At 67.2% G+C, this 24,011-nt stretch carries 21 protein-coding genes and 2 pseudogenes; 13 read left to right on the top strand and 10 right to left on the bottom strand.

The window, feature by feature from the left end; translation table 11 throughout:
• Positions 1-8: 8 nt before the first annotated feature.
• Complete coding sequence (locus ACFQS4_RS04765; protein WP_497902535.1) at positions 9-770, top strand: hypothetical protein; 762 nt, start codon at positions 9-11, stop codon at positions 768-770.
• 188 nt (positions 771-958) lie between these two features.
• On the opposite strand, the gene ACFQS4_RS04760 is transcribed toward ACFQS4_RS04765, so the two are convergent.
• Positions 959-2,437 (bottom strand): hemolysin family protein, encoded by a 1,479-nt coding sequence (locus ACFQS4_RS04760; protein WP_497902534.1) that lies wholly within the window; start codon positions 2,435-2,437, stop codon positions 959-961.
• 90 nt (positions 2,438-2,527) lie between these two features.
• Here ACFQS4_RS04760 and ACFQS4_RS04755 point away from each other — a divergent pair, with 90 nt between their 5' ends.
• Together ACFQS4_RS04755 and ACFQS4_RS04750 are read left to right on the top strand one after the other, a co-directional pair.
• Positions 2,528-2,833, top strand: coding sequence for a glutaredoxin family protein (locus tag ACFQS4_RS04755; RefSeq protein WP_497902533.1), 306 nt, complete (start codon positions 2,528-2,530; stop codon positions 2,831-2,833).
• The gene (locus tag ACFQS4_RS04750) at positions 2,833-3,348 is read left to right on the top strand and encodes a redoxin domain-containing protein (protein ID WP_497902532.1); all 516 of its coding nucleotides are present in this window, start codon (positions 2,833-2,835) and stop codon (positions 3,346-3,348) included. The genes ACFQS4_RS04755 and ACFQS4_RS04750 overlap by 1 nt, the downstream gene beginning before the upstream one ends.
• Before the next feature lie 79 nt (positions 3,349-3,427).
• Here the strand turns inward: ACFQS4_RS04750 and ACFQS4_RS04745 are convergent, their stop codons facing one another.
• The 4 genes and pseudogenes from ACFQS4_RS04745 to ACFQS4_RS04730 form a co-directional block, all read right to left on the bottom strand.
• Positions 3,428-4,246: a glycerophosphodiester phosphodiesterase gene (locus ACFQS4_RS04745; RefSeq protein ID WP_497902531.1), complete on the bottom strand. Its 819-nt coding sequence runs from the start codon at positions 4,244-4,246 to the stop codon at positions 3,428-3,430.
• Positions 4,247-4,291: 45 nt separating this feature from the next.
• Positions 4,292-5,035: an Sjogren's syndrome/scleroderma autoantigen 1 family protein gene (locus ACFQS4_RS04740; protein ID WP_497902530.1), complete on the bottom strand. Its 744-nt coding sequence runs from the start codon at positions 5,033-5,035 to the stop codon at positions 4,292-4,294.
• An 85-nt stretch (positions 5,036-5,120) separates the two neighbouring features.
• A pseudogene (locus ACFQS4_RS04735) lies at positions 5,121-5,501 on the bottom strand (GNAT family N-acetyltransferase); the annotation flags it as partial.
• A gap of 105 nt (positions 5,502-5,606) precedes the next feature.
• Positions 5,607-6,044 (bottom strand): annotated as a pseudogene (locus ACFQS4_RS04730) (TIGR00725 family protein); the annotation flags it as partial.
• Positions 6,045-6,202: 158 nt separating this feature from the next.
• On the opposite strand from ACFQS4_RS04730, the gene mdh reads away from it, so the two are divergent.
• Positions 6,203-7,117, top strand: a complete 915-nt coding sequence (mdh, locus tag ACFQS4_RS04725; RefSeq protein WP_497902529.1) for a malate dehydrogenase — start codon at positions 6,203-6,205, stop codon at positions 7,115-7,117.
• Between the two features lie 157 nt (positions 7,118-7,274).
• Here mdh and ACFQS4_RS04720 read toward each other — a convergent pair whose 3' ends face one another.
• Genes ACFQS4_RS04720 through ACFQS4_RS04710 form a run of 3 tightly spaced genes read right to left on the bottom strand, consistent with a single transcriptional unit; the run spans position 7,275 to position 11,068 of the window.
• The gene (locus ACFQS4_RS04720) at positions 7,275-8,666 is read right to left on the bottom strand and encodes a signal recognition particle protein Srp54 (protein WP_497902528.1); all 1,392 of its coding nucleotides are present in this window, start codon (positions 8,664-8,666) and stop codon (positions 7,275-7,277) included.
• A 51-nt stretch (positions 8,667-8,717) separates the two neighbouring features.
• A complete protein-coding gene (locus ACFQS4_RS04715) occupies positions 8,718-9,845 on the bottom strand; it encodes a DUF8167 domain-containing protein (protein ID WP_497902527.1) in 1,128 nt (375 codons plus the stop codon).
• Complete coding sequence (locus ACFQS4_RS04710; protein ID WP_497902526.1) at positions 9,842-11,068, bottom strand: DUF8167 domain-containing protein; 1,227 nt, start codon at positions 11,066-11,068, stop codon at positions 9,842-9,844. The genes ACFQS4_RS04715 and ACFQS4_RS04710 overlap by 4 nt, the downstream gene beginning before the upstream one ends.
• 86 nt (positions 11,069-11,154) lie before the next feature.
• Between ACFQS4_RS04710 and ACFQS4_RS04705 the strand changes: the two genes are divergently transcribed.
• The 7 genes from ACFQS4_RS04705 to ACFQS4_RS04675 all read left to right on the top strand — a co-directional run bounded on the left by ACFQS4_RS04705 (position 11,155) and on the right by ACFQS4_RS04675 (position 19,389).
• Positions 11,155-12,246 (top strand): ATP-binding protein, encoded by a 1,092-nt coding sequence (locus ACFQS4_RS04705; protein WP_497902525.1) that lies wholly within the window; start codon positions 11,155-11,157, stop codon positions 12,244-12,246.
• A 91-nt stretch (positions 12,247-12,337) separates the two neighbouring features.
• Positions 12,338-13,012 (top strand): DUF7310 family coiled-coil domain-containing protein, encoded by a 675-nt coding sequence (locus ACFQS4_RS04700; RefSeq protein WP_497902524.1) that lies wholly within the window; start codon positions 12,338-12,340, stop codon positions 13,010-13,012.
• Entirely contained in the window at positions 13,009-13,470 is a 462-nt protein-coding gene (locus ACFQS4_RS04695) for a DUF7311 family protein (protein WP_497902523.1), read from the top strand. The genes ACFQS4_RS04700 and ACFQS4_RS04695 overlap by 4 nt, the downstream gene beginning before the upstream one ends.
• A gap of 31 nt (positions 13,471-13,501) precedes the next feature.
• Positions 13,502-15,448, top strand: a complete 1,947-nt coding sequence (locus tag ACFQS4_RS04690; RefSeq protein ID WP_497902522.1) for an ATPase, T2SS/T4P/T4SS family — start codon at positions 13,502-13,504, stop codon at positions 15,446-15,448.
• A 2-nt stretch (positions 15,449-15,450) separates the two neighbouring features.
• Positions 15,451-17,166 (top strand): secretion system protein, encoded by a 1,716-nt coding sequence (locus tag ACFQS4_RS04685; RefSeq protein WP_497902521.1) that lies wholly within the window; start codon positions 15,451-15,453, stop codon positions 17,164-17,166.
• Between the two features lie 154 nt (positions 17,167-17,320).
• Positions 17,321-17,914 (top strand): DUF7283 family protein, encoded by a 594-nt coding sequence (locus ACFQS4_RS04680; protein ID WP_497902520.1) that lies wholly within the window; start codon positions 17,321-17,323, stop codon positions 17,912-17,914.
• A gap of 83 nt (positions 17,915-17,997) precedes the next feature.
• Positions 17,998-19,389 (top strand): DUF7125 family protein, encoded by a 1,392-nt coding sequence (locus ACFQS4_RS04675; RefSeq protein ID WP_497902519.1) that lies wholly within the window; start codon positions 17,998-18,000, stop codon positions 19,387-19,389.
• Between the two features lie 141 nt (positions 19,390-19,530).
• On the opposite strand, the gene ACFQS4_RS04670 is transcribed toward ACFQS4_RS04675, so the two are convergent.
• Positions 19,531-20,736: a phosphoglycerate kinase gene (locus ACFQS4_RS04670; protein WP_497902518.1), complete on the bottom strand. Its 1,206-nt coding sequence runs from the start codon at positions 20,734-20,736 to the stop codon at positions 19,531-19,533.
• 88 nt (positions 20,737-20,824) lie between these two features.
• Complete coding sequence (gene gap / locus ACFQS4_RS04665; RefSeq protein WP_497902517.1) at positions 20,825-21,892, bottom strand: type I glyceraldehyde-3-phosphate dehydrogenase; 1,068 nt, start codon at positions 21,890-21,892, stop codon at positions 20,825-20,827.
• A gap of 328 nt (positions 21,893-22,220) precedes the next feature.
• Here gap and ACFQS4_RS04660 point away from each other — a divergent pair, with 328 nt between their 5' ends.
• The gene (locus ACFQS4_RS04660; protein WP_497902516.1) at positions 22,221-23,291 is read left to right on the top strand and encodes a type II glyceraldehyde-3-phosphate dehydrogenase; all 1,071 of its coding nucleotides are present in this window, start codon (positions 22,221-22,223) and stop codon (positions 23,289-23,291) included.
• Between the two features lie 219 nt (positions 23,292-23,510).
• Positions 23,511-23,906, top strand: a complete 396-nt coding sequence (locus ACFQS4_RS04655; protein ID WP_497902515.1) for an Hsp20/alpha crystallin family protein — start codon at positions 23,511-23,513, stop codon at positions 23,904-23,906.
• Positions 23,907-24,011: the final 105 nt, after the last annotated feature.

Genomic DNA, 24,011 nt, shown 5'->3' with positions numbered 1-24,011 from the left:
CGTCGAGTATGGCAGACGCCCAGCCGATCCAGTGGCGGCGGGACGCGACGACCTCGCGCGCGGTGCGAGCGCTCTGGGCGTTCGGCGTCGGGACGTTCTTCGCCGTCATCTCGATCGTCGCCGTCTGGCGGGTATTCGACCTGCTCGGACAGGCCGGGTCGACCATCCTGTCGACGACCGTCGCCGGTACCGGATTCGAGCTGACGAGCGCACAGGCCGTCCTCGTCGCCGCCCTCCTCGGCGTCGCCGCGTCGATTCTCGCCCTCGCCGCCAGCACCCACACGCAGGCTCACCTCGAGCGACTCTCCGCAGGCCTCCCGCTTCCGGTGTCGACCTCCGACGAGCGTGGCCTCCAGCGAGCGATGGACGCGGCCCTCGGCACGCTCGCCATGGTCGGCGTCGTCGGCGCGTTGATGCTCGCCGGCCGTCTCGTCTCCCAGGGCGACGTACTCGCCGTCGGGGCCGGCCCGTTCACGTTTCTCGCCGCGTTCACGCTCCCGCTCGCACTGATCGCACTCGTCGGCTCCTCATTCCTGCGCTCCGTGGGGACCATCGACGCCGACGAGGGCGTTATCTACCTCCACGACCCCGAAGAACGGATCGCCCTCGAGCACCTCGAGGGTGCGTCCGTGCGAACAGTAGGTGACACCGCGATCGTCACCCTCGAGTACGCTACCCCCGGCGGCCAGTACGTGCCCGGCCCGCGGCGACTGGTCGTTCCGCCGGTCGTGGCGCGGGAACTCGAGGGGCTGGTCGGGCGGTCACGGTAGCGCGAGATCGTTTCGGTGTTCGGGCGTCTCTCCTCAACGTCCCGGCGCTCGAGTGGGACTCGTCATTTTGGCGTTCGAGTGCGCCTCCGCACGACGCTCGAGTGTGCCTCCCCACGTTTCGGCGTTCGAATCTGCTTCCCCACGACAGAACAGGCCGCTTCGCGGGTCGGGTCCGTCGGTCGGACCGGTCACTCGTCTTCGATTGGTACGCTCTCGTCCGTGTCCGCGTCTCCGTTCTCGTTCCCATTTCCGTTTCTGTCGTCGCCGTCACTGTCGTCGCGAGGCGTACCCTCGTCCCCTTCCACATCGACCGTTTCTCCGTCCTCTTCGAGGCCCAGTTTCTCGAGTCGGGCCTTCATGATCCGGGTGTTTTCGACCTCTTCGACGGTAATCTCGACGCCGCCGTCGTCGTCGTACATGATGGTTTCGCCCTCCTCGACCAGTCGCCCGGCACGGTTGAAGATGAACCCCGCGATGGTCTCGAACTCCTCGCCCTCCGGGAGTTCGATGCCGAGGGCCTCGTTGACCTCCTCGATGTTGACCTCGCCGCGGACGACGACGGTGTCCTCGTCGACCTCCTCGACCGGCTCCTCCTCGCCACCCTCGAGGATCTCGCCGACGATCTCTTCGACCATGTCCTCCATCGTCACCAGTCCCTCGGTGGTGCCGAACTCGTCGATGACGATGGCCATGTGCATCCGGTTTTCGCGCATCTCGCCCAGCAGTTCGTCGACGTTCTTCGACTCCGGGACGTGCAACGTCGGGCGAATAACGTCGTCCATCGTGAGGTCCGTCGACTCGCCGTAGTTCAGATCCCGGACGAGGTCCCGGATGTGAACGACGCCCTGAACGTTGTCTAGGCTGCCCTCGTAGACCGGGATCCGGGCGTGGCCGCTCTGGATGCTGGTCTCGATGGCCTCGTCGATGCCGGCGTCTCGCGGTACAGCCGTCATGTCGAGTCGGGGCGTCATCACCTCCTTGACGATGGTGTTGTTGAACCGGAAGATGCGAGTGAGCATCTCGTGTTCTTCCTCCTCTAAGACGCCCTCGCGCTCGCCAGATTCGATCATCTCCTGAATCTCGTCGCGGGTGACGTAGGGCGTCTCGATGGCGCCGGTCGCCGAGCCGGTCAGGCGGTTGATCTGGCGGGTGAGGTAATCGAAGAGGACGACGAGCGGATAGAGCAGGTACTCGGTCGCCTTGAGCGGTTTCGCCGTTCGAACGGACCAGGTCTCGGTGTGCTCGACAGCGTAGGACTTGGGGGCGCTTTCCCCGAACAGGAGGACGATGGCAGTGATACCGAACGTCGCGATCAACACGCCCACGAGGCCACCGAAGTGGATGGACAGGACGGCCGTCGCGATAGAGGACATGGCGATATTGGCCACGTTGTTGCCGACCAGAATAGTTACGAGCAACCGATGCGGGTCCGATTTGAGCGCCTGGACGCGCTCTGCGCCGGGAACGCCCTCCTCGACCATCCCCTCGACGCGGTGTTTCGGCAGGGAGAACATCGCGATCTCTGAGGAGGAGAAGAAGGCGGAGAGCCCGATGAGCAAGATCACGGTGACCGCACCGAGGATCGTCACGATCGATTCGTCCATCTCCAGCCCCAGTCCTGGGACCGTGTACGCGAACACGACCGCTTCGAACAGCGAATACACCATTAACTCCCTGTCTGTTATCACCGGACTGATTAACGTTTTACCCTTTTGAGCCCCGACACCGTTTTTGCACTCGTCTCCCAATCGGGAGTTATGTCAGCACCGACCGACTCGCCGCGGACGCTGTACCGACTGCAAGGGTGTCCCTACTGCGAGCGAGTCGTCTCGCGGCTCCAGGCGTACGGCCTCGAGTACCGATCGCGCTTCGTCGAACCGATGCACTCGCACCGGAACGCGGTCAAGCGCGAGGCCGGGGTCCGGTCGGTTCCCGTCCTCATCGACGAGGAAACCGGGGTCACGATGGCCGAGAGTGCGAACATCGTCGACTACCTGGATTCGGTTTACGGCGACGGCGCTGCAGGTGCTGCGGGCGCTGCGGGAGACCGGGGTGACGACTAGTGGTCGACTTCGACGTCGTCGACCTCGGGCCGACCGATCACCCCGAAACGGGAACGACGGCGCCGGAGTTCACCCGACCGCTCGTCTCGAGGGAGTTCTGGGAGGATCGGTCGCTGGCCGACCTCGCGGCCGCCGAGGACGGCAACGGCCTTATCCTAGTGTTCACCCCCATGATCGGCTCGTTCGTCGCCCAGTACGTCTGGACGGAACTCGCCGAACGAGGCTGGAACGAGCGCGCCCGCGTCGTCGGCGTCTCCACCGCAAATCCCTACGGCGTCGCTTCCTTTCTCAGGGAGCGCGACCTGCCGTTCGAAATCGTCGCCGATCCGGGCAACGACGTCGCCGAAGACTACGGAATCGCCCACGACCTGGACGGCATGGCTGGCCTCAGCGAGCCGCGAGTCGCCTTCTTCGCCGTGGACGCGGGCCTGACGGTGACGGGGTCGTGGGTCGCCACCGAGTGGCCGGAGTTCCCCGACTACGACGCGCTCGAGGAGACGCTTGGGCTCGAGTAGCCGACAGGCGTCTTAGAAACCGGGCTGGCACGAACGCTCGAGCGTCCGCTCCTGCTCCTGTTTCTGCTCCTGCACCCGCTCACCGCGAGTCGAGACCCGGATAGTCCACGATGATCCCGTCGACACCGACCGCTCGTAACTGGTCGAACTGGACCCAGGTGTCGACCGTCCAGACGTTGATCGCTCGTCCCTCGTCGCGAGCGACATCGAGCAGGTCGACTGTCGGCGCTTCCGAGACGCCGGCGTACGGTTCCGTCGAGAGCGCCGTCCCGGCAACCGCGTTTCGCGGCGGATGGATCGCCTCGCTGTCGTACTCGCGAGCGATCCCGAGCCCCGTCTCGAGGTCGTCCGCAACGAGCGTTCCGATGGGATACTCGGGTGCGACGTTCCGGGTAGCCGCGAGCGCGCCAGCACAGAACGACGAGAAGAGCACATCGCCGTCGAAGCTGTCACAGACATCGACGACGCGCTCGACGAACGGCTCCCAGATCTCCCGGCGTTCGGCGCGCACACTCGGTGACAGCGACTCCCCCGGACGGATCGACGGCGTCCCCGGATTCTTGAGTTCGACGTTGACGCCGACGCCGGGGTCGACGACCTCGAGGAACGTCTCGAGCGTCGGGACCGTCTCATCTGTCCCCAGAATCCGGGCGTTCGAGAGGTCCTCGAGGCTAGTCTCCCACACCAGCCCCTCGGAATCGGTGAGCGGACGCCCGTCGCGGGTTCCCTCGAGTCGATCGTCGTGAATCACGACCGGCGTCCCGCAGGCGGCGGGCTGGACGTCGATCTCGATCATGTCCGTCGAGGGGTGCTCGCTGGCGACTCGAGCCGCCTCGATCGTGTTCTCGGGGGTGATTCCGGCGAATCCGCGGTGGGCGATGACCGCTGGCTCGGGCATGGCTGGCAGGATGGCCGGCGGTGAGTTGTAGGTTCCGAGTCCGAACTACTCGCGAAGCGTCACCAGCGTCGCTGCCGCCTCGTGGGCCGCCTCGAGACACGCCTTCGCGTACCGCGGATCGTCGGCCTCAGCGGCCGCCCGCGAGAATCGCTCGAGCGCAGTCACGAGCGCGTCGGTTCCGGCCTCGAGGTCGCTGCCGACGTTGACACTCGACCCGGAGCTAGAACCGCTCGATGGAACGGCCGACGGCGCTCGGCTGGTTCCGGGGGTGTCGGGGGTATCGGGAGCATCAGCGGGCCCGGAGGTATCGGACGTCTCTCGAGGGGTCCCCGATCCCGGCCCCTCGTTCACCGTACTGGACGTGGCGCGGGTTTCGGGCGTCGCCGCCAATCGGTCTACGTCGGCGTCGGCAGCACCGACGCTCGAGGCCGCGTGCTCGGGGTCGTTCGCGGCTTCCGTCTCCTCAGCAGGTGCCTCGCTCTCGCTCGAGGGGTGCTCGTCCACTCTCGTCCCCCTGGACGACCCCCCTGCCGTAGCGGGATCCTCGTCGCCAGCACCGTCGTCGACCGACGCCTCGACGCCCTCCGGTCCGCCGTGGCAGCTCGGGCAGAAGGTCGTCCCCTGGTAGCGAAAGAGGGGGTCGCCGCAGACGTCACAGTGGGTGTTGGTCATCGTCGCTCCCTTGAGCAGGAGGTCGCTCATCCGCTGGGTCGCCTCGCGGTCGGCCTCGTCGCGCTCGTACTTCTTTCGAAGCTTCTCGCGTTCGGCTTCCTTGTCGAAGTCGCTCATATCCGGTGTATGGGGGGCAAACGTCGAAAAAGCTACGGACTGACGCGGGCTGGCACCGGACTCGAGGCTGGCTCTGCCTGCCCACTCACTCGACCCGGCGATACATTCCCTTCGAGGCCGGACGGGTTTCCTCGAAACCGAATCGCTCGTAGAACCCGTCGATATCGGCCATCAGGTTGACGTAAGCCGACTCGGGTGCCGTCTCCTCAATGTAGGCCCACAGTCGGTCCATGATGTGTGTGCCGAGTCCCCGTCCCTGGTGGTCCGGGTGGACGGCCATGTCTGAAATGTGATAAACCGCCCCGTCGTCGCCAACGATGCGTCCCATGCCGACTGGTTCGCCCGAGGGGTCGTGGATCACGTGCACCGCGAACACCGAATTCGGGAGTCCGCGCTCGACCGCCTCGAGCGACCGCGGGGCCATGTCCGCGGCTTCCCGGAGGGCGACGAACGCTTCGGGGCTCGGCGGCCGGGGGACGAGGGTGTACGGCCCCGGGAGGTCGGCTTCGACTCCCTCGGGCCCTTCGTCCCTCTCGACTCCTTCGGCCGCCGAGTCAGTCGTCTCGCCGAGCACCGCTCGTTCGACGGCGTCGACGGCCGCCTTCGGCGACTCGACGGTCTCGAGGCCAGGAACGTCGTGGGTCTCCAGTCCCACGACCGGGCGACCGTATACGAGGGCGAAACCGATCTCCGAGAGGGTTCCGGGGCCGCCAGAGAGCGCGACAACCGCGTCCCCGTTCAGCGGAACGAGCGCGTTCCGGGCGTGACCCATTCCAGTCGCGATCACCGTCTCGACGTGCGGATTTGCGTCCGCGCGCTCGCTCGAGGGCAGGATGCCAATCGTCTCGCCGCCGGCCTTGCGTGCCCCGCGGCAGACTGCCTCCATCGTCCCGCCCCGGCCGCCGCAGACGACCGTGTGCCCGCGTCGGCCCAGTTCGCGACCGACCACGGCCGCTCGCTCGGTCTCCTCGTCCGTGATCGACCCGCCGCCGACGACGCTGACGCGCATGCTCGAGGGAGGGGTTCGAGCGACCAAGGCTGGTTCGGTTCCCGTCGAGACGGGTGACTCGATCGCGTCCACCTACGGATCGTCTTATCGCCCGGACCGTGCTGCGAACCCGTCTTTCCGACGGATTTAACGCCCTGGCAGGAGACGGTGAACGTGGTATGACAAAAGTGAGCGTGGTCGGCGCGGCCGGCACCGTCGGGGCCGCGGCGGGCTACAACATCGCACTGCGCGGGATCGCTGACGAACTCGTCTTCGTCGATATTCCGGACAAGGAAGACGACACGGTCGGCCAGGCGGCCGACGTCAACCACGGCGTCGCCTACGACTCGAACACGGTCGTCCGCCAGGGTGGTTACGAGGACACCGCAGGGTCGGACGTCGTCGTCATCACGGCCGGGATTCCGCGCCAACCGGGCCAGACCCGGATCGACCTCGCAGGGGACAACGCCCCGATCATGGAGGACATCGGCTCCTCGCTCGCCGAGCACAACGACGACTTCGTGACGATCACCACCTCGAACCCGGTCGACCTGCTGAACCGGCACCTCTACGAGACGGGTGACCGACGCCGGGAGCAGGTGATCGGCTTCGGCGGCCGCCTCGACTCTGCCCGGTTCCGGTACGTCCTCTCCCAGCGCTACGACGTCCCCGTCCAGAACGTCCAGGCGACGATTCTCGGCGAACACGGCGACGCGCAGGTTCCCGTGTTTTCGAAAGTACGCGTCGACGGCGAGGACCGCACCTTCGACGACGACGAGAAGGAGGAGATCCTGAACGAACTCCAGACCTCCGCGATGAACGTCATCGAGAAGAAAGGCGCCACCGAGTGGGGTCCCGCCGCCGGCGTCGCCCACATGGTCGAGGCCGTCCTCCGTGACACCGGCGAAGTGCTGCCCGCCAGCGTCGTCCTCGAGGGCGAGTTCGGCCACGAAGACACCGCCTTCGGCGTCCCCGTGAAGCTCGGCTCGAACGGCGTCGAAGAGATCGTCGAGTGGGACCTCTCGGCCTACGAGCGCGAACAGCTGGGGGAGGCTGCCGAGAAGCTCACCGATCAGTACGGGAAGGTCGCCTGAAACGGGCTCGAATCGCGTTCTGACGGCGAATCTCGAGTTTGGATTAGATAGCTGATAGCGACAGGAGTGGAATCCGACTCGAGGAGCGAAAGAAGGGAACGATCAGCGTCTCCGCGAGAGCCGAACTAGCCGTCCTCGAGAAATCGCAACTGGCGTCTCAGAACGGGCCGCCGCCACCCATCCCGCCCATTCCGCCGCCGCCCTGCTGTTGCATCTGCTGCATCATCCGCTGCATCTCCTTGTCCGATCCCATCCCCTGGAACTGCTTGAGGGTGCGTTCCATCATCTTGAACTGCTGGAGGAGTTCCCGAACGCTCTCCTCCGAGGTCCCGGAACCGCGAGCGATCCGGCGAATCTGGTCGGCACCGATCGCCCGCGGGTACTCCTTCTCGGCGTCGGTCATCGAGTCCATGATGACCTCGAACGTCCGCATCCGGTCCTGAGTGACGTCCATCGCGTCGTCGGGCAACTGGTCCTTGATCCCGCCGCCGAAGCCGGGAATCATGTCGAGCACCTGATCGAGGGGCCCCATGTTGTTCATCGCCTCCATCTGCTTTTGCATGTCGTTGAGGGTGAACTGCCCCTGGAGCATATCCTCGGGGTCCCAGTCGTCTTCCTCTTCGCCGGTATGCTCCATCGCGCGCTCGACGCGCTCGGCGAGCTGGGCGAGGTCGCCCATCCCCAGAAGTCGGGAGATGAACCCGTTGGGCTCGAAGCGCTCGATGTCCTGGACCTCCTCGCCGGTCCCGAGGAAGGCGATGGAGGAGTCGGTCTGATCGACCGCCGTCAGCGCGCCACCACCCTTCGCCGTCCCGTCGAGTTTGGTGATGACGACGCCGTCGATGCCCACGGACTCGTCGAACTGCTGGGCCTGGTCTTTCGCGCCCTGACCGATCGCCGCGTCGAGCACTAGCAGGCCGACATCGGGGTCGACCACGTCCTCGATGTCCTCGATCTCGTCGATCAGGTCGTCCTCCAGGGCGTGGCGACCCGCCGTGTCGACGATGTGGACGTCTGCCTCGCTCGTCGCCTCGAGGCCGTCGCGCGCGATCTGGACCGGGTCGTCGCCGTCGGGGTCGCCGTAGAAGTCGACCTCCGCGCGCCGGCACATCTCTTTGGCCTGTTCGTAGGCACCGGGCCGGAACGTGTCGGTCTGGATCACGGCGGGCCGGAGCCCCTTCGTCGAGAACCACCACGCCATCTTCGCGGACGTGGTCGTCTTCCCCGACCCCTGGAGCCCCGCCAGCAGGATGGTCTGTTCCTCGAGCGGGAGGTCAGTCGACTCGCCGATGAGATCGACCAGTTCCTCGTAGACGATGCGGAGGACGAAGTCGCGAGCGGGCGTCCCCGCGGGTGGCTCCTCCTCGAGCGCGCGGGTCTTGATGTTGTCCGAAAGCTCCATCACGAGGGAGACATCGACGTCGGCCGACAGCAGCGACCGCTGGATCTCCTTGACGACCTCCTCGACGTCCTCCTCGGAGATGCGCGACTTGCCGCGGAGTTTGTCGAGGGTGCCTCGGAGGGAACTTCCGAGATCGTCGAGTACCATTTGCATGCTGATAGGCGACGATGCGGTTAAAGTCTTGTCCGTTGACCCCAGTCACAGCGCCGCCAGTTCGTCAGGCGCACCAAAGACGTGAACCCGGTCGCCCGCGCGAATAGGTTCGCGACCTGCCGGGAACGAATGGAGGCCGCCGTCGCGTTCGATCACAAGAACGGTTCCCGGAACCCACTCGACGAACTCGCCCTCGAGATCGCCCCCGACCTCGACCGTTCGCGTCGAAATCATCTCCGGTGCACGCTGAATACGCCGAACCAGTTCTCGTCCGTCGCCGGGTTCCGCGGCCCGGATAGCGAGCCGGTAGCGGTGCTCGTCCTCGAGCTCCGCCGTCACACCGACCTCGGCGAAGACCGTCGCAGTCGGGCCATCGACCCCGCACAGGACGCCCGTCGCGACGAGGCGGCCGTCTTCGTCCCGGATCTCGAGCGGATCGCCGTCGCTCGCCGCGTCGGGAACGTCGCTGTCGATCGCGATCGCCTCCATCCCCGGCGGGATCGTCGGACTTCGGCCCGAGTGGAGACGACCGACGGCAAGCGAGTCGATCGACCCGTGCGGCCCCACCTCGAGTACCGTTCGGTCGACGTCGAAATCCGCCTCGAGTCGGTCGCGAAGCCGTCGCTCGAGCCCCGATTCCGAGAGGTCGCGAGGAACGGTCAGTCGTCGATCGGCCAGCCGGCGTTTCGTCCCCTCGGGGACGGGACGGTACCCCTCGAGGTCGCCAATCGTGTCGGGAAGCGTCAGCGAGGCGGTTACTCCCGCCGAACGGACGAGTCCCGCCGCGATACTATCACCCTCGACTCGGCGAATGTCGAACACCGCACAGGCGAGATGGTCGCCGACGGAACGGCCGCCAGCGGTGACGAGCAGGGTGCCCGCGAACACGCCGAGTAAGTAGCTGCTACTGGCGTACCCGACCAGCGGTGCCGGCTCGACGAACGCACCGCGGACGACCGCCTGGACGAGGAGGACGGACGCCGGGACGGCCGAGCCCGCGACGATCGCCGCGCCCGTCGACAGCGCCCGGCCCGTCGCCCAGCGAGTGACGAACGCGGCGCCCATCGCCACGACGCCGGCCAGGACGGCGAACCCGAGGACGGACAGCACCGCAGTGTGCGTCCACTGGGAGACCAGTGCGAGCGGCGCGCTCGAGGGGAAGGCGAGCGTCACTGGACCGCCTCCGCGAAACCCCCGGTTGGTGGGTTCGATTCGTTTCGACCGCACTGTCGAGACCGGTGATTGTCCTCATCGACCGCCGAGAGCGCCGACGGGGAGAGCGCGTTCACCCGGCGTTCGTCGCCCACGACGAACACCTCGTCGCACGGTGCGAGTGCCGAGCAATCGGGCTCGAACTGCCACGTCGCACCGTCGTCGCCCTCGAGACGTGCCGCGAACGGCCTGACGTCGTCTGCGGCGTCGAGTTCGGCGAGCAGGTCGGCGTCGAGGACCACCCGTCGAGCGCCGGTGCCCGCTCGCTCCAGGAGCGACCAGGTTTCGAACGCCTGGGAGCGTCCGTCCGGGACGACGACGAGACGTGCCCGGTCTGTCGCAAGGGCGTCTCCAGCGTCGCTCGTCCGAACGGCAACCGTCACGCTGGCGACGCCATCGGACGCCGTCGCGCGCGTCGATTCGAGTCCGTCGTCGAGGCAGGGTACGTCGACGACCGACCCGAGCACGGACGCCGATTCCGTCTCGACGCGCACCCGGTCACCCGCCGCGAGTCCGTCCGGGATGCGGGCCGTGAGAGACACGGCACGAAACCCCGGTCGAAGCCGATTCGAGACGCCATTTCTGGGTGATGCTGCGCCGACAGACGCCCGGCCGCGAGCGTCGATCGAAACGCGAACGGCCGTCAATTCGTAGGCCGTCCGCAACCGATCCTCGAGGCGCGACTCGAGCGCCGGAAGCGGTAGATCCGCCGGCAGTCGCCAGGAACCGGCCTCGAGTCGGCGGCGTCGCTGGCGGTCGAGCGGTGGGTAGCCCTCGAGGCCTGCGACGTTCATCGCGATGACGGTAACTTGCCCCGTCGCGTCGACGTCGTCGAGGGCGTCGCTCGAGAGTGTCGGTTCGCGGACGAGCGAGCGGGTCGTCCATCGCGGAACCGTCGCCGCGAATCGGTCGGCGACGGTCGCGGCGTAGACCCCCAGTACCACGGCGACGGTCGCCGAGAGGACGAGCCTGAAACCGCCGCCACCGGCCGCCTCGAGGAGGTCCAGGTGCCAGGAGACGGCGAGCGTAGCGAGGAAAGCGGTTACGACGACCGCCGCTCGCGAGAGCGTGCTGTCGAACGCAGATCGGTAGCAAGTAGCAGCCACCGCGAAGACGGGGGCGACGGCGAGTCCGATCAACAGACCGTAGGCGAGACCCGCGAGGGCATCGACTGGAATCGACATGGCCGCCGTTTGCTGCGCCATCCGACTTATACTCTCGACGGCCGGCAGGCGAGAGTTTATATCGGAGGGCGAGCCCACAACGGGCCGTGACGTTCGTTATCGGACGCGACGATGGAAGGGGCGGCGATAGGGGCGACGGCGGCCACGGCGACGATGATAACGGCGGCAGCCGGCCAACCGCGAACTTCGGCACGTACCGCGCCCGCGATGGGAGCCCCGGCGCGGCGCTGTCCTTGGACCTCGACGGCCCACACGCGGTGTCCATCGTCGGCAAACGCGGCTACGGCAAGTCCTACACGCTCGGCGTCGTCGCCGAGGAACTCGCCCGCGCTCGCGGCGTCTCGCCAGTGGTCGTCGACCCGATGGGCGTCTTTGGATCGCTCGCGGACCCTGCAGACGGTGCGCCCGTTCCGGCCACCGTCGTCGACCGGCCGACCGTCGATCCGTCGTCGCTCGACCCGAAATCGTGGTGTGCCCTCGTCGGCCTCTCGCCCGAAAGCGGCGCCGGCAGCCTCCTCTGGCGAGCGGCCCAGCGCGAATCGACGCTCGAGGCGATGGCCGAGCGGATCGAAGCCGCGGACACCCCGCGGGCCGACAGACGGGCGGCGAGCAACCACCTCGAGCTCGCCGACGCCTGGGGCGTCTTCGATGCCGATGGACTCACTGCTGCCGATCTGGCGGGCCCGGACGCGACCGTTCTCGACGTCTCCGGACTGGCCGATGCGCCGATGAACGCCGTGGTCAGGGGCGTCGCCGAGGCGCTCTATCGGGCCCGGGTCGACGGGACGATCGATCGCTTGCCCTGGCTGCTGCTCGACGAGGCCCACACGTTCTTCGACGGCGTCGCCCGGCCCGCCCTCGAGACAATCCTCACTCGCGGTCGAGCCCCCGGGGTCAGTCTCGTGGCGGCCACCCAGCGTCCGAGCGCCGTTCCCGCCGTGGGCATCTCCCAGTCCGATATCGTCGTCTCCCATCGATTGACGGCGAGGGCCGACCTCGAGGCGCTCGAGACGGCACGGCCGGCGTACGTGAGCGGATCGCTGGCCGATCGGCTGCCCGAGCGACCGGGAGAAGTCGTCGTGATCGACGACGCGACGGAGACGATACACGTCGCACAGGTTCGTCGCCGGGAGACGCCCCACGGTGGGGACAGTCCCCGCGCGAGCGAAATGATATAAATTCCATAGTGTTAACTATATATTTTATATTATTGACGGCAAGTTGCCTCGAGGCCGAGAGTTTAAGTACGATACCCGGACCAACGGCGGCATGACCGACACCGAGCGACTCGAGCGACGACTGGCCGGCGTAGAACGGGCGCTGCTCGAGGACGAACGGCCGTTCGACGACCTCGCCGAGGTCGCCGCACTCGGCACGGACGTCGCGGAGTTCGAAGACCGACTCGAGGCCCACGACCGGCGAATCGCCGAGGTCGAGGGCTCGGTGCAAGCGACGAGCGGATTCGTCGACAACGTCCGCCACGTCAACGACGACGTCGAGCGACGAGCGAACGTCGCACTGGCGGCCGTCGATCGGCTCGAGCGCCGGCTAGACGACCTCGAGACGCGGATCGAGGCGTCGCCGCCGGAACCCGATCAGCCAGGGGAGGAGTGCGTCTCCGGTAGCGCGGCGCCCGTGAGCGAACGAGGGAGTGGACTCGAGGAACGAACGGGTGTGCCCGATTCCCGCGGCGCTCCCCGGTCGGTCGACGCGAGCGAAACGAGTGACGGACTCAGCGACCCGGCGGCGGCTGACCGAACCGTCGCAGCGATATTCGAGGGTGACGGTACGGACGCGGAATCGACGACGCCGGCAGACGGGGCGGGGGACAGAGGGGACGAGTACGACGGCGAACGTGAACGCGAACGCAAACACGAGCACGGCGGCGACTCGAGTTCGAACTCGCCGACCGTCCTCGAGCGCCTCGCCGCGCACCTCCCGTGATCCGCGTCGTCCTGGCCGCGTTGCTCGCCGTCGCACTGCTGGCGATGGCGGTGCCCGCGCTCGAGCACGCTGCCGCCGAGAACACCGACCGACACGCCAGGACTGCATTGACCGATCTCACCGAGGCAGCGAGTTCGCTCGCACGCGAGGAAGAAGTTCCGCCACCAGGACACCCGTCGCCGCAACGAACGGTCACGGTCGCGCTTCCGCCGGACGCGGCGGCGGCACATCCGTTGTCGGCGTTCGAAATAGAGCGACTGGACCGGGACTCGAGCGTGGCCCGGTACCGATTCGAGGACAGAGCGGTGCGAACGCACGTCATCGACGTCCCAATCGTCGCCGATGCGGCTGGCTCGAATCGCCCGGTGAGGCTCCAGGGAACCGGCGAGCGAACCCTTCGGCTGACGCTCGAGACCGACGACTGCGGACAACCGGTCATCGTCGCCACTCGTGTGTGAGTTTAAGTCGGATTGCGCGGCAACCGCCGGTATGACACGGGATGGATCGGTACTCGAGGCCGCGCTCGAGGCAGTCGGCTTCGGTTCGGCTGGTGAATCCGACGAGACAGCGACCGGGGGCTGTCGGTGCTCGCTCGCGTTCGACGGCGACACGCTCACCGCCGACGCCACCAACTGCGACTGCGACGGCAGACTCGCGAGTGCCCCCGCGTGTCGGCGTACGGTGATCGAGCGCCTCGAGACGCGAGCGGCCGACTCGGTGGTCGTCCGATCCGGTGGGAACGTCTATCGGTACGGATCGGAGGTTTCGGCGTTGCTGTCGGGAGCCGGTCGGTTCGCTCGGGCTGCCGACACGCGGGACCACCATCTCGCTGAGACCGTGCGAACGGACCCGCTGGCTGTCGCGGCCGAACTCCAAACTCGTACTGGACCGGTCGCCGACCTCGGGGCGAGTTCCGGGTTGCTCGAGTCGGCGCGGAACGTCGACACGTACGAGGATGGGTTCGTTCCGTCGGTGGGCGTCTCGTTCGGCCACTACACCGTCGACCCGACGCTCGGCGAAGGGTGCCGGCTACGGGACGTTCGGTCTCTCGAGACCGGAAGTGAGGCGCGAATCTACGATCGAAACGACAGCGTGCCCCTGTACGCCCTCGAGGTGGTCGAAACGACCCTCCCGGCCTCAGCAATGGCGCTCCTCGTCGAGGGGTACGAGGCCATCGCCGAGGGGACCGTCGACGGCGACCGCGCTCCCGAGCGCGCGATCGAGCGGTGTTCGGAGGGAGTTGCCGATCCATTCCTGGCCTCGATTCTTGAGAGACACACTGCCGGCTACGGCGTACTCGAGGACCTGTTCGCGGATTCCCGGATCAGCGACGTGTACGTGACGGCGCCAGTCGAGGAGAACCCCCTGCGGGTCGTCTGTGACGGGGAGACCATGGCGACGAACCTCTCGCTCGTGCCAGCGGGAGCCGCGGCGCTCGCCTCGCGCGTTCGGCGCACGAGCGGACGGGCCTTCTCGAGGGCGAACCCGACGGTCGACGCCACCGTCGACCTCGAGAACGGCGTGGGCGTCCGTATCGCCGGCGTGAACGAACCGGTATCCCGGGGCGTCGCGTTCGCGTTCCGCGAGCGGGCCGACGATCGGTTCACCGTTCCGGGACTCGTCGAGAACGGGACCGTGATCCCGGAGGCGGCGGCGTTTCTCTCGGTCGCCGTCGAACGCAACGCGGCGGCGTTGATCGCTGGCACTCGAGGCGCGGGGAAGACGACGCTGCTGGGAACGTTGCTGTACGAACTGGCCCCCGACACGCGGACGGTCGTAATCGAGGACACGCCCGAACTGCCGGTTCGCTCCCTCCAGTCGGTCGACCGGGACGTCCAGGCGCTCCGAACGGGCCGAGGGGACGGACCGGAGATTACCCCTGCGGCGGCGCTCCGGACTGCGCTCCGCCTCGGCGACGGGGCGCTCGTCGTCGGCGAGATTCGTGGCGAGGAGGCCCGCGTGCTGTACGAGGCGATGCGCGTCGGGGCGAACGCGAACGCCGTGCTCGGAACCATCCACGGTGACGGCGCGGCGGACGTCTACGAGCGCGTCGTCTCCGACCTCGGCGTCGAGCCCTCCTCGTTCGCCGCGACGGATCTGGTCGTCACGGTCCAAGCCTACCGGACGCCGTCGGGGAAACGTCGTCGCCTCGCCCGCGTCGAGGAGGTCGTCGGCTCCGGGACGGAGGTGCGGTTCGAACCGCTGTACGAACTCGACGGCGAGCACGCGCGTGCGACCGGTCGCATCGACCGTGGGGAGAGTCACCTCGTCGACCGACTCGCCGGACCGACCGAAACCTACGCTGACGTCCGGGCGGCGATCGACGAGCGAACGCGACGACTGCGAACGCTCGCCGCCGAAGGACGGACGAGTCCCGCGGACGTCACGGCCGCCTACGCGACGGACCGACTGCACGCACGTCGCTCGAGGCCGTAACGATGGGGCGAGTCGACGCGCTGATCGTCGCGCTCGCGCGGTGGTATCCGTACCCCGTCACCTACGGAGACGACCTGGCCGACGCGCTGTCGTTCCTCGAGTCACCGCACAGCCCGGAGACCGTCGTTCGGGCGGGCTACGTCGCCGGCGTGGTCACCGCCTGCGTTCTCCTCGCGTTGTTTCTCACGCAACTCCCCACGTTCGCGGTCCCAGTCGTGATACTCGCTGCGGCGCTGAGCGTCGTCCACGGGGTACACACGGCGCCGGCCGTTCGCGCCGCCATCGCGCGGACAGAGGCGCTCGGAGAGACGCCGTCGCTGATCGGACGGGCCGTGCTTCGCATGCAGATCCAGCCCTCCGTCGAGAGCGCCGTCCGCTTCGCCGCCGACACCGGACGCGGGCCGCTCTCGTCCAGCCTGTCGAGACACGTCGCTCGAGCCAGCGGGCACCCCCGGTCCGGGCTGTTGACGTTCGCCGAGGAGTGGACGACGCGATTTCCGGCGCTTCGCCGATCGGCATACCTGCTCGCGACGGCCCAGGACGCGCCCGACGGCGAGCGCGGACGGACGCTCGACCGTGCACTCGCCGCCATCCTGACCGGGACGCGCGAACAGATGGCCGAGTTCACGAACGCGATTCGCGGCCCGACGACCGCACTGTACGCGTTCGGCGTCTTGCTCCCGCTGGCGCTGGTCGCGCTCGTCCCCGCCGCGGCCATCGTCGGCTACGCCGTGACCATCTGGCCGTTCGTCGCGGTCTACAACTTGTTGCTCCCCGTCGGCCTCCTCGCGGCGAGCGTCTGGTTGCTCACGCGACGGCCGGTCGCGTTCCCGCCGCCGACGGTGCCGCCCGACCACCCGGACGTTCCGGATCGGCTGTGGCTTCGATTCACCTGGGGCGTCGCCGCCGGGGCGGTGGCGTTCGTCGTCACTTTCCTGTTCGGTCCGTCGTATCTCGCCCCGATAGCCGGACTCGGCGTCGGTGGCGGCGTCGCACTCCTCGCGCTCTTCCACCCGATCCTGGCCGTCCGAAATCACGTCCGCGACGTCGAAGCTCACCTCGTGGACGCGCTCTACCTGGTCGGTCGGCAGGTGTCGGACGGCCACGCCGTGGAGTCCGCGGTCGCGCTCGCCGCCGACCGGGTTCCGGCCGAAACTGGTGACGTGTTCGAGCGCGCGGCGGGCGTCCAGCGTCGATTGCAGCTCTCGGTCGAGGCGGCGTTTCTCGGCGAGTATGGTGCTCTCCGAGCGATTCCCAGCCCTCGAGCCCGGAGCATGGCGCGCCTGCTCGCCATTGCCGCCGAAGAGGGCCGACCCGCCGGGCGTGCGGTCGTCGCGATGGCCGACCACCTTGAGGAACTTCAGGAACTCGAGCGGGAGACCCGTCGCCAGCTAGCGGCGGTGACGGGCACCCTCGAGAACACGGCGTCGTTCTTCGGACCGCTGGTCGCCGGGTCGACGGTCGCGCTGGCCGGGTTGATGGCCGAGCACGTTCTCGAGGGCGACGACCTGGCCGAGTCGATGCTGGCGGTCGAGGATCTGGGGGTCGTCGTCGGTGTCTACGTCCTGACGCTCTGTCTCGTGTTGACGCCGCTGTCGCTGGCGCTCCGTCACGGTCTCGACCGGGCACTGATCGGGTACTACGCGGGCCGATCGCTCGTGATCGCCACGCCGGTGTACGTTGCGACGGTCTGGCTGGTCGGGGCGATGATTCACTGATCCGGTGTCTCGAGCGAATGCCGCGGACGGGCGACTCGAGCAGGCATCTCGAGAAACGGGTGCCTCGAGCGAGTGACTCGTCGAGTGGCTCGAAGAACGGGTGTCCCCCGCAGCCGTGAATGCGTTTACGTACGAAGGAGGGACGAACGCCGGCATGGACTGGGATGCACCCCTCGATGCCTGGTACGTCTGGATGGCCGTCGCACTCGTGAGCCTCGCGGTCGCCGGCGTGGCCCTCGCCGTTCCGACGGGACCGCCGCCGGACGCGAACGGCGCGGCGAACGCGATCGACCGGATCGCCGCGAGCCCCTACCAGGCGAGTGGTTCGTACGCCCACGACGGCGACGAGGTTCGAGTGACCGCGCGAACGATCGAGTTGCGCAACCGCCACGGAACGAGCCACGCGACGGTGTCGTTCGGCACGGTGGTCCCCGCGAGCGGCGTCCGGGGTCTCGAGAACGTTACCTACGGAGCGGCGTACGAAAACGAGTACGACGAACCGTACGTCCCTCCCGAGTATCGCTTTCTCGAGGCCGTCGACGACGCCGCCAGCGCGTCGCCGGAGTGGCGACCGGCGACCGGAGACGTGGTCGTGAGGCGAGTCACCCTTGACTCGCGACTGCTCGAGATCCTCGACCGGGTCTCAGTCGGCCCGGTCGACGGGCCGGAGGCGGTGACCTCGGAGTGGCAGGGCGTTCAGTACGATCGCTCCAGCGGGGAGTTCTACGTCGTGCTGGTCGCTGCGTGAGCGCTCTCGAGGCGCCCGTGGTTCCACCGGTGGTCCCGACCGTCGTCCGTACATTCAAGACCCATGACGCGGCCAACCCCGGCATGACGATCGTTGCGATCGCCGGCGTGAAGGGTGGCTGTGGAAAGACGACGACGACCCTCGGGCTGGCCGAGGCGGTGGGACGGACGGGGGCGACCGCCCTCGCCGTCGACGCCGACAGGCAGCTTCCGAACCTGCACGTGATGGCGGGAACCGACCGAATGCCGACGCTCGAGGCCGTCTGTGCCAACGATGGGGAGCCAGGTGCGAATGCAGATGCGAGGCCGGATGTGGACGGGGACGGAAGCGCGAATACAGCCCCATTCACCGTCGCCCAGCGAAGTCCGCGCGCGGGAAACGTCGGTATCGTCTCGGCGCCGCCGACGGATGCGGCCGTCGACCTCGAGTCAGCGATCGGCCGCCTGGACGGCGGCGGGTCGGGAACGGTGTTCGTCGACTGTCCGTCGGGCGCCGGTCCCGAACTGGTCGATCCGCTGTCGGCGGCCGACGGCGTCGTCGTGGTGACGACGGGGACCGAGCGAAGCGTCGTCGCGGCGGAGACGACCGTCGACGTCGCTCGTCGACTCGACGTTCCGATCCTGGGCGTCGTCTGCACCCGGTGTGACGCCGTTCCGTCGGGGCTCGAGGCCCGTCTCGGCGTCGAAGCGCTGGGGGCCATTCCCGAGGTGGAGGCGTCCTCACCGTTGACCGCGGATGCGGCCACCGACGCGTTCGACCGCGTCGCCGACCGACTCGAGCGAGTCGGGGTGACGACTGCTGGAAACGCCGACCGTGGACGACTCTCGTTCGGCGTCGACGGGGTCGACCGTGCGCTCGGCGGTGGCGTTCCGGCCGGATCGGTCGTGACGCTGACGGCGCCGCCTGCGAGTCAGGTCGAACACCTCCTCTACGGGGTTACCGCCGTTCGCGGCACGCTGTACCTCGCGACGGATCGTTCGAAGGCGCAACTCGAGCGGGCGATTCAGGCGACGCCTCGCCGGACCGGAACGCCGACGATTCGTTCGCTCGTGGGCGAGCACGTCGAAGCCGAGGGCGACCTGGACCGGGTCCTCGAGTTGCTGGAGAAACTACCGGAGGGGGCGACGGTGATCGTCGACGTCGTGGACGCCCTCGAGCAAGCGGACCGACGGCCCTACCGCGAGTTCCTCTCGTCGGTTGCCGAACGAGTGGTCGAGACAGAGAGCGTGGTCGTCCTGTACGGTCTTCGTGACGGCCACGAGCCACGGAACCGGCGGCTGACGGTACAGGTTTCAGACGTGGTGCTCGAGGTCCCGTCGCCGAATCGTGGTGGTGCCGTAGGAACCGATCCACGGGTACGGGTCAGCAAGTGTCGCTTCGGGCGTACGATTCCCGAACCCGCCACCGGTGAACGGGGGTCGCTCGAAGAGCCGACGCCGGCTGGAAACGAGGGTGAACCTGTCGAGTCGAACTGACTCGAGGACGGGTGATCCGGTGACTCGAGCGGTGCCGGTGTCGTCGGTCGAGTTCAGGCGGTATCGGCGATTCCAGGCGGTGCTGGTCGGGTACAAGCGGTATGTATCGGTACAAGCGGTGTCGTCGGTCGGAGTACAGAATCAGGCCTCCCGTTCGAGCACCTCGACGCCGACCAGCGTGTCACCCGTGAGCGCCCGAACGTAGGCGCCGCCCGCGATGGAGACGTGAGAGAAGTTAGCCTCGTCGAGCCCGTACATTTTGATAGCCCGTGAAGTGTCGCCGCCGCCGACGACCGAGAAGCAGTCGGTTTCGGCGATGGCGCGGAGGACCTCGACGGTGCCGTCCGCGAAGCGCTCGTCCTCGAAGACGCCCAGTGCGCCCTTGACGAAGACCGCCTCGGAGTCCCGGACGAGACCGGCGTACGTGTCGGCGGTGTCGCTGCCCACGTCGAGGTAGGAGGTGTCCTTCTCGAGACCCTCGACGTCGACTTCGGCGCGGTCGCCGTCGTCGCCCTCGTAGGCGAGGTCCGTCGCGAGGGTCAGGCGGTCGCCGTAGGTCTCGAGGATGCGCTCGATGGTGTCGGCCTGGTCGTCCCACTGGTGGTCGAAGAACTCGGTGCTATCGACGTCGTAGCCCACGTCGTGGCCCACGGCCCGGAGGAAGAGCTCGCCGACGATGCCGCCCAGGCAGAAGCGGTCGACCGTCTCGTCGACCTGCTCGATGACCGGGATCAGGTCCTCGGCCTTGGTTCCGCCCAGCACCATCGTCACGGGGCCGTCGAACTCGCGGTCTTGGATGGCGGAGTTAGCGGTGTACTCGGCGTCCATCACCGGCCCCGCGTAGGCGTCCATCACGAGGGGGAAGCCGACGAGGGAGGCGTGGGCGCGGTGGGCCGCCGAGTAGGCGTCGTTGACGTAGGCATCGAAGTGCGGAGCGAGGGTTCGCACGAACTCGCTGTCGGCGTGTTCCTCGGGGTCCTTCTCGGGGAGTTCGTCCTCGCACATGCGGACGTTCTCGAGCACCAGAACGTCGCCGGTCTCGAGGTCGTCGATGGCCTCGAGGGCCGCCTCGCCGTAGGTGTCGGCGACGAAGTCGACGGGCCGATCGAGGTGGTCGGCGAGGATTTCGGCGTGACTCTCGAGCGAGATGAACGTGTCCCGACCGGGCCGGCCCTGGTGCGCCATGACGACGACGGCGTGGTCGTCCTCGAGCAGGGTGCGGATCGACTCGGCGTGGCGAGCGAACCGGCGGTTGTCCTGGGCGCGACCGTCCTCGACGGGCGCGTTGAGGTCGACGCGGACGAGCAGTCGTTGGCCTGACTCGAGGTCGTCGATGGTGTCGAACATATCCGTACGCGCGTCACGCGATCGCTTAAAAGGGACGGAATTGCCAGGTGTTTCGTCCGGACCGTCGTGAACGACGACTCGAGTGTGGCTACTGCGTCGGGGCTTCCGCCTCGGCTTCGTCCTCGGCGATCACGTACGTCGCGAGGTCGAGCATGCGGTTCGAGAAGCCGTACTCGTTGTCGTACCACGTGAGAATCTTCACGAGACCGTCCTCGAGCACCATCGCGGACTCGAGGTCGACGTACGAGGAGAACGGGAGGCCGACGATGTCCCGGGAGACGATTTCCTCGTCGGTGTAGCCGAGCACGCCAGCGAGCTCGCCGTCGGCGGCCTCGCGAATGGCAGCCTCGAGGTCGTCTTTCGTGACGTCGGCCTCGAGGTCGACCGTCAGGTCGGTGATCGAGCCGTTGGGGACGGGGACGCGAATCGCCATGCCGTCGAGTTTGCCCTCGAGTTCGGGGAGGACTTCGGTGGTGGCGATGGCGGCGCCGGTCGTCGTGGGAATGATGTTCTCGGCGGCGGCGCGACCGCGGCGGCGCTTCGATTCGGGGCCGTCGACGAGCGACTGGGTGCCGGTGTAGGCGTGGACCGTGGTGAGCAGGCCCGAGGCGATGCCGAACTCCTCGTCGAGGACCTTGGCGACGGGGGCGACGCTGTTCGTGGTACAGGAGGCGTTCGAGATGATGTCCTCGCCCTCGTACTCGTCGTGGTTGACGCCGTAGACGAACATCGAGACGTCCTTCTCGCCCTTCGGCGGCGCAGAGATGATGACCTTGTCGGCGCCAGCCTCGAGGTGCATGGCAGCGTCGTCGTGGGATCGAAACAGGCCGGTCGCCTCGAAGGCGACGTCGACGTCGAACTCCTCCCACGGTAACTCGGTGGGGTCGCGCTCGTTGAGCAGTCGAATCTCCTGGCCGCCGACGAACAGGGTGTCACCGTCGCGCTCGACGTCGTCGAGGCGACCATGGACGGAGTCGTACCGGAGCAGGTACTCCATGTCGTCGTTGTCCATCACGTCGTTGATGGCGACGATCTCGATTCCGTCGTACTCGAGGGACGCGCGCAGGACGTTCCGGCCGATGCGGCCGAATCCGTTGAGGCCGACGCGAACGACGCCCTCCGTGGAAGTGTCTTCGGCGAATGAATGTTCACTCATATCTGAGTACTAAGCTGTCCAGGGTTAAAGTAGTTGCCCTGGTTCTGGACACTGTCCAACGTGCCTTAGGACAGATACTAGCAGGCAGACCATAATTAGCACCATGGGTTTTCGAACGTTCTGTCCCGCGAGAGTAACGTGGTGGTGGGTCGATATAGGACCCGCTAAACCCCGTTTATGAAAAAATTAAAAGATATGTGCTCGGCCGTGTGCCCCGTTACCAACCCGACGCAGTATGCCGATTATTCTCTCGAGTACTCAATTACGAGTTAACATCTATCAGTCTGTCCGAAACAATTATACCCGTCGCCGGTGGAGTGGACCTCGTATGCTCCGCGTCGGAATCAACGGATATGGAACCATCGGGAAACGCGTCGCGGACGCCGTCTCGGCGCAGCCCGACATGGAACTCTGTGGCGTCGCCAAGGTTAGCCCCGATTACGTCGCCATCGGCGCCGTCGAGGCCGGCTATCCCCTCTACGTGGTCGACGAAACGCGGATCGAGGAGTTCCGCGAGATCGGCGTCGACGTCGCCGGCACGGTCGACGAACTCGTCGAGGAAAGCGACGTCGTCGTCGACGCAACGCCCTCCGGGATCGGTGCCGAAAACCGCTCGCTCTACGAGCGCTACGACACGCCCGCGATCTTCCAGGGCGGCGAGGACGCCACCGTCGCTGAAGTGAGCTTCAACGCCCGCGTGAACTACGACGAGGCCGAAGACGCCGACTACGTCCGCGTCGTCTCCTGTAACACGACCGGGCTCTCCCGGCTCGTCGCCCCGCTCGAGGAGGCCTACGGCATCGAGAAGGTACGGGCGACGCTGGTTCGACGCGGCGGCGACCCGAACCAGACCGGACGCGGCCCGATCAACGACGCCGTCCCCGACCCCGTCTCCATCCCCTCCCACCACGGTCCCGACGTGCAGACGCTCTTCCCGAAACTCGACATCGACACCATCGGCCTGAAGGTGCCGACGACAATGATGCACGTTCACGCCATCAACGTCACCCTCGAGAACCCGCCTGCGAGCGAAGACGACGTGCGCGACCTGCTCGCGGCCCAGGAGCGCACCATCATGGTCCCCGAGTACGCCCGCATCGACGGCGCCGGGACGCTCAAGGACATGGCGGCCGACGCCGGTCGACCCCGCGGCGACATCTGGGAGAACTGCATCTGGGAGGAGTCGGTCACGCTCCAGGGCCCGGACCTCTACTGTATGCAGGCGATCCACCAGGAGTCCGACGTTGTTCCCGAGAACGTCGACGCCCTGCGCGCAATCTCCGGTCACCTCTCGGGTCCAGAAAGCCGGTCGCTGACGAACGAGACGCTCGGCATCGGCTTCGGAGGCCTTCGCGACCGACCGGTGAAGCGTCTCGATACGCAGACGGCCGACGACTGACGGCTGACGACTGTAGCCGACGGCAACGGCTGAACCGACGACTGATGATCGACGGTTGACTGCAGGCGACTGCCAATCCTCGTTCCATCTGCTACCACTCCGTTTCACACCGAGTTCACCAGCGACAGCAAAGTCGCCCTCACTCGAGCATGTCGGTCCCGTTCTCAGGATCTCGCCTCGAGGAATACCTTTTTGGACCTGCCACTTCTAGAGTCCCTCATGCGCCGAGACGACCGCGACGAACCCTTTGACGACCTCTTTCGGGAGATTGAACGGATGATGAACGACATGATGGCCGGCGGAGACGTCGGCTTCGAGTCGCGGACGGACACCGACGCCGGCTTCGGCGCCGACACCCACGTCGACGTTCACGACACCGAGGAGGAGGTCCGCGTCATCGCCGACCTCCCCGGCGTCGAAAAGCAGAACATCGAACTCGAGTGCGACGGCAAGACGCTCACCATCTCTGCCCGGAGCGACCACCGCGAGTACGACGAGCGCGTCTCCCTTCCCCGCCGGGTCAACGAACACACGGCCTCGGCGACCTACAACAACGGGGTGCTCGAGGTCATCTTCGAGCCCGCCGAGCAGTCCTCGGACATCAGCCTCGAGTAGCGGTATCGCAAGCGGTCTCGGTACGCAGTCGGTTTTTCCTCGCACCTGTGCGATTATGCCTACCTCCTCCCCTTGACCCCCTATCAGCGGTCACCGACGGTTACC

It is taken from the genome of Saliphagus sp. GCM10025317 (genome assembly GCF_042663665.1).
Classification (GTDB): Archaea; Halobacteriota; Halobacteria; order Halobacteriales; family Natrialbaceae; genus Natronosalvus.
Note: the sequence above shows the minus strand (reverse complement) of the source record. Positions and strands in the feature narration are given on the sequence as shown.

Coding starts and splice junctions, on each gene's coding strand:
- ACFQS4_RS04765 (WP_497902535.1), top strand. CDS start 9: ATGGCAGACGCCCAGCCGATCCAGTGGCGGCGGGACGCGACGACCTCG.
- ACFQS4_RS04760 (WP_497902534.1), bottom strand. CDS start 2,437: ATGGTGTATTCGCTGTTCGAAGCGGTCGTGTTCGCGTACACGGTCCCA.
- ACFQS4_RS04755 (WP_497902533.1), top strand. CDS start 2,528: ATGTCAGCACCGACCGACTCGCCGCGGACGCTGTACCGACTGCAAGGG.
- ACFQS4_RS04745 (WP_497902531.1), bottom strand. CDS start 4,246: ATGCCCGAGCCAGCGGTCATCGCCCACCGCGGATTCGCCGGAATCACC.
- ACFQS4_RS04740 (WP_497902530.1), bottom strand. CDS start 5,035: ATGAGCGACTTCGACAAGGAAGCCGAACGCGAGAAGCTTCGAAAGAAG.
- mdh (WP_497902529.1), top strand. CDS start 6,203: ATGACAAAAGTGAGCGTGGTCGGCGCGGCCGGCACCGTCGGGGCCGCG.
- ACFQS4_RS04720 (WP_497902528.1), bottom strand. CDS start 8,666: ATGGTACTCGACGATCTCGGAAGTTCCCTCCGAGGCACCCTCGACAAA.
- ACFQS4_RS04710 (WP_497902526.1), bottom strand. CDS start 11,068: ATGTCGATTCCAGTCGATGCCCTCGCGGGTCTCGCCTACGGTCTGTTG.
- ACFQS4_RS04700 (WP_497902524.1), top strand. CDS start 12,338: ATGACCGACACCGAGCGACTCGAGCGACGACTGGCCGGCGTAGAACGG.
- ACFQS4_RS04690 (WP_497902522.1), top strand. CDS start 13,502: ATGACACGGGATGGATCGGTACTCGAGGCCGCGCTCGAGGCAGTCGGC.
- ACFQS4_RS04685 (WP_497902521.1), top strand. CDS start 15,451: ATGGGGCGAGTCGACGCGCTGATCGTCGCGCTCGCGCGGTGGTATCCG.
- ACFQS4_RS04680 (WP_497902520.1), top strand. CDS start 17,321: ATGGACTGGGATGCACCCCTCGATGCCTGGTACGTCTGGATGGCCGTC.
- ACFQS4_RS04675 (WP_497902519.1), top strand. CDS start 17,998: ATGACGATCGTTGCGATCGCCGGCGTGAAGGGTGGCTGTGGAAAGACG.
- ACFQS4_RS04670 (WP_497902518.1), bottom strand. CDS start 20,736: ATGTTCGACACCATCGACGACCTCGAGTCAGGCCAACGACTGCTCGTC.
- gap (WP_497902517.1), bottom strand. CDS start 21,892: ATGAGTGAACATTCATTCGCCGAAGACACTTCCACGGAGGGCGTCGTT.
- ACFQS4_RS04660 (WP_497902516.1), top strand. CDS start 22,221: ATGCTCCGCGTCGGAATCAACGGATATGGAACCATCGGGAAACGCGTC.
- ACFQS4_RS04655 (WP_497902515.1), top strand. CDS start 23,511: ATGCGCCGAGACGACCGCGACGAACCCTTTGACGACCTCTTTCGGGAG.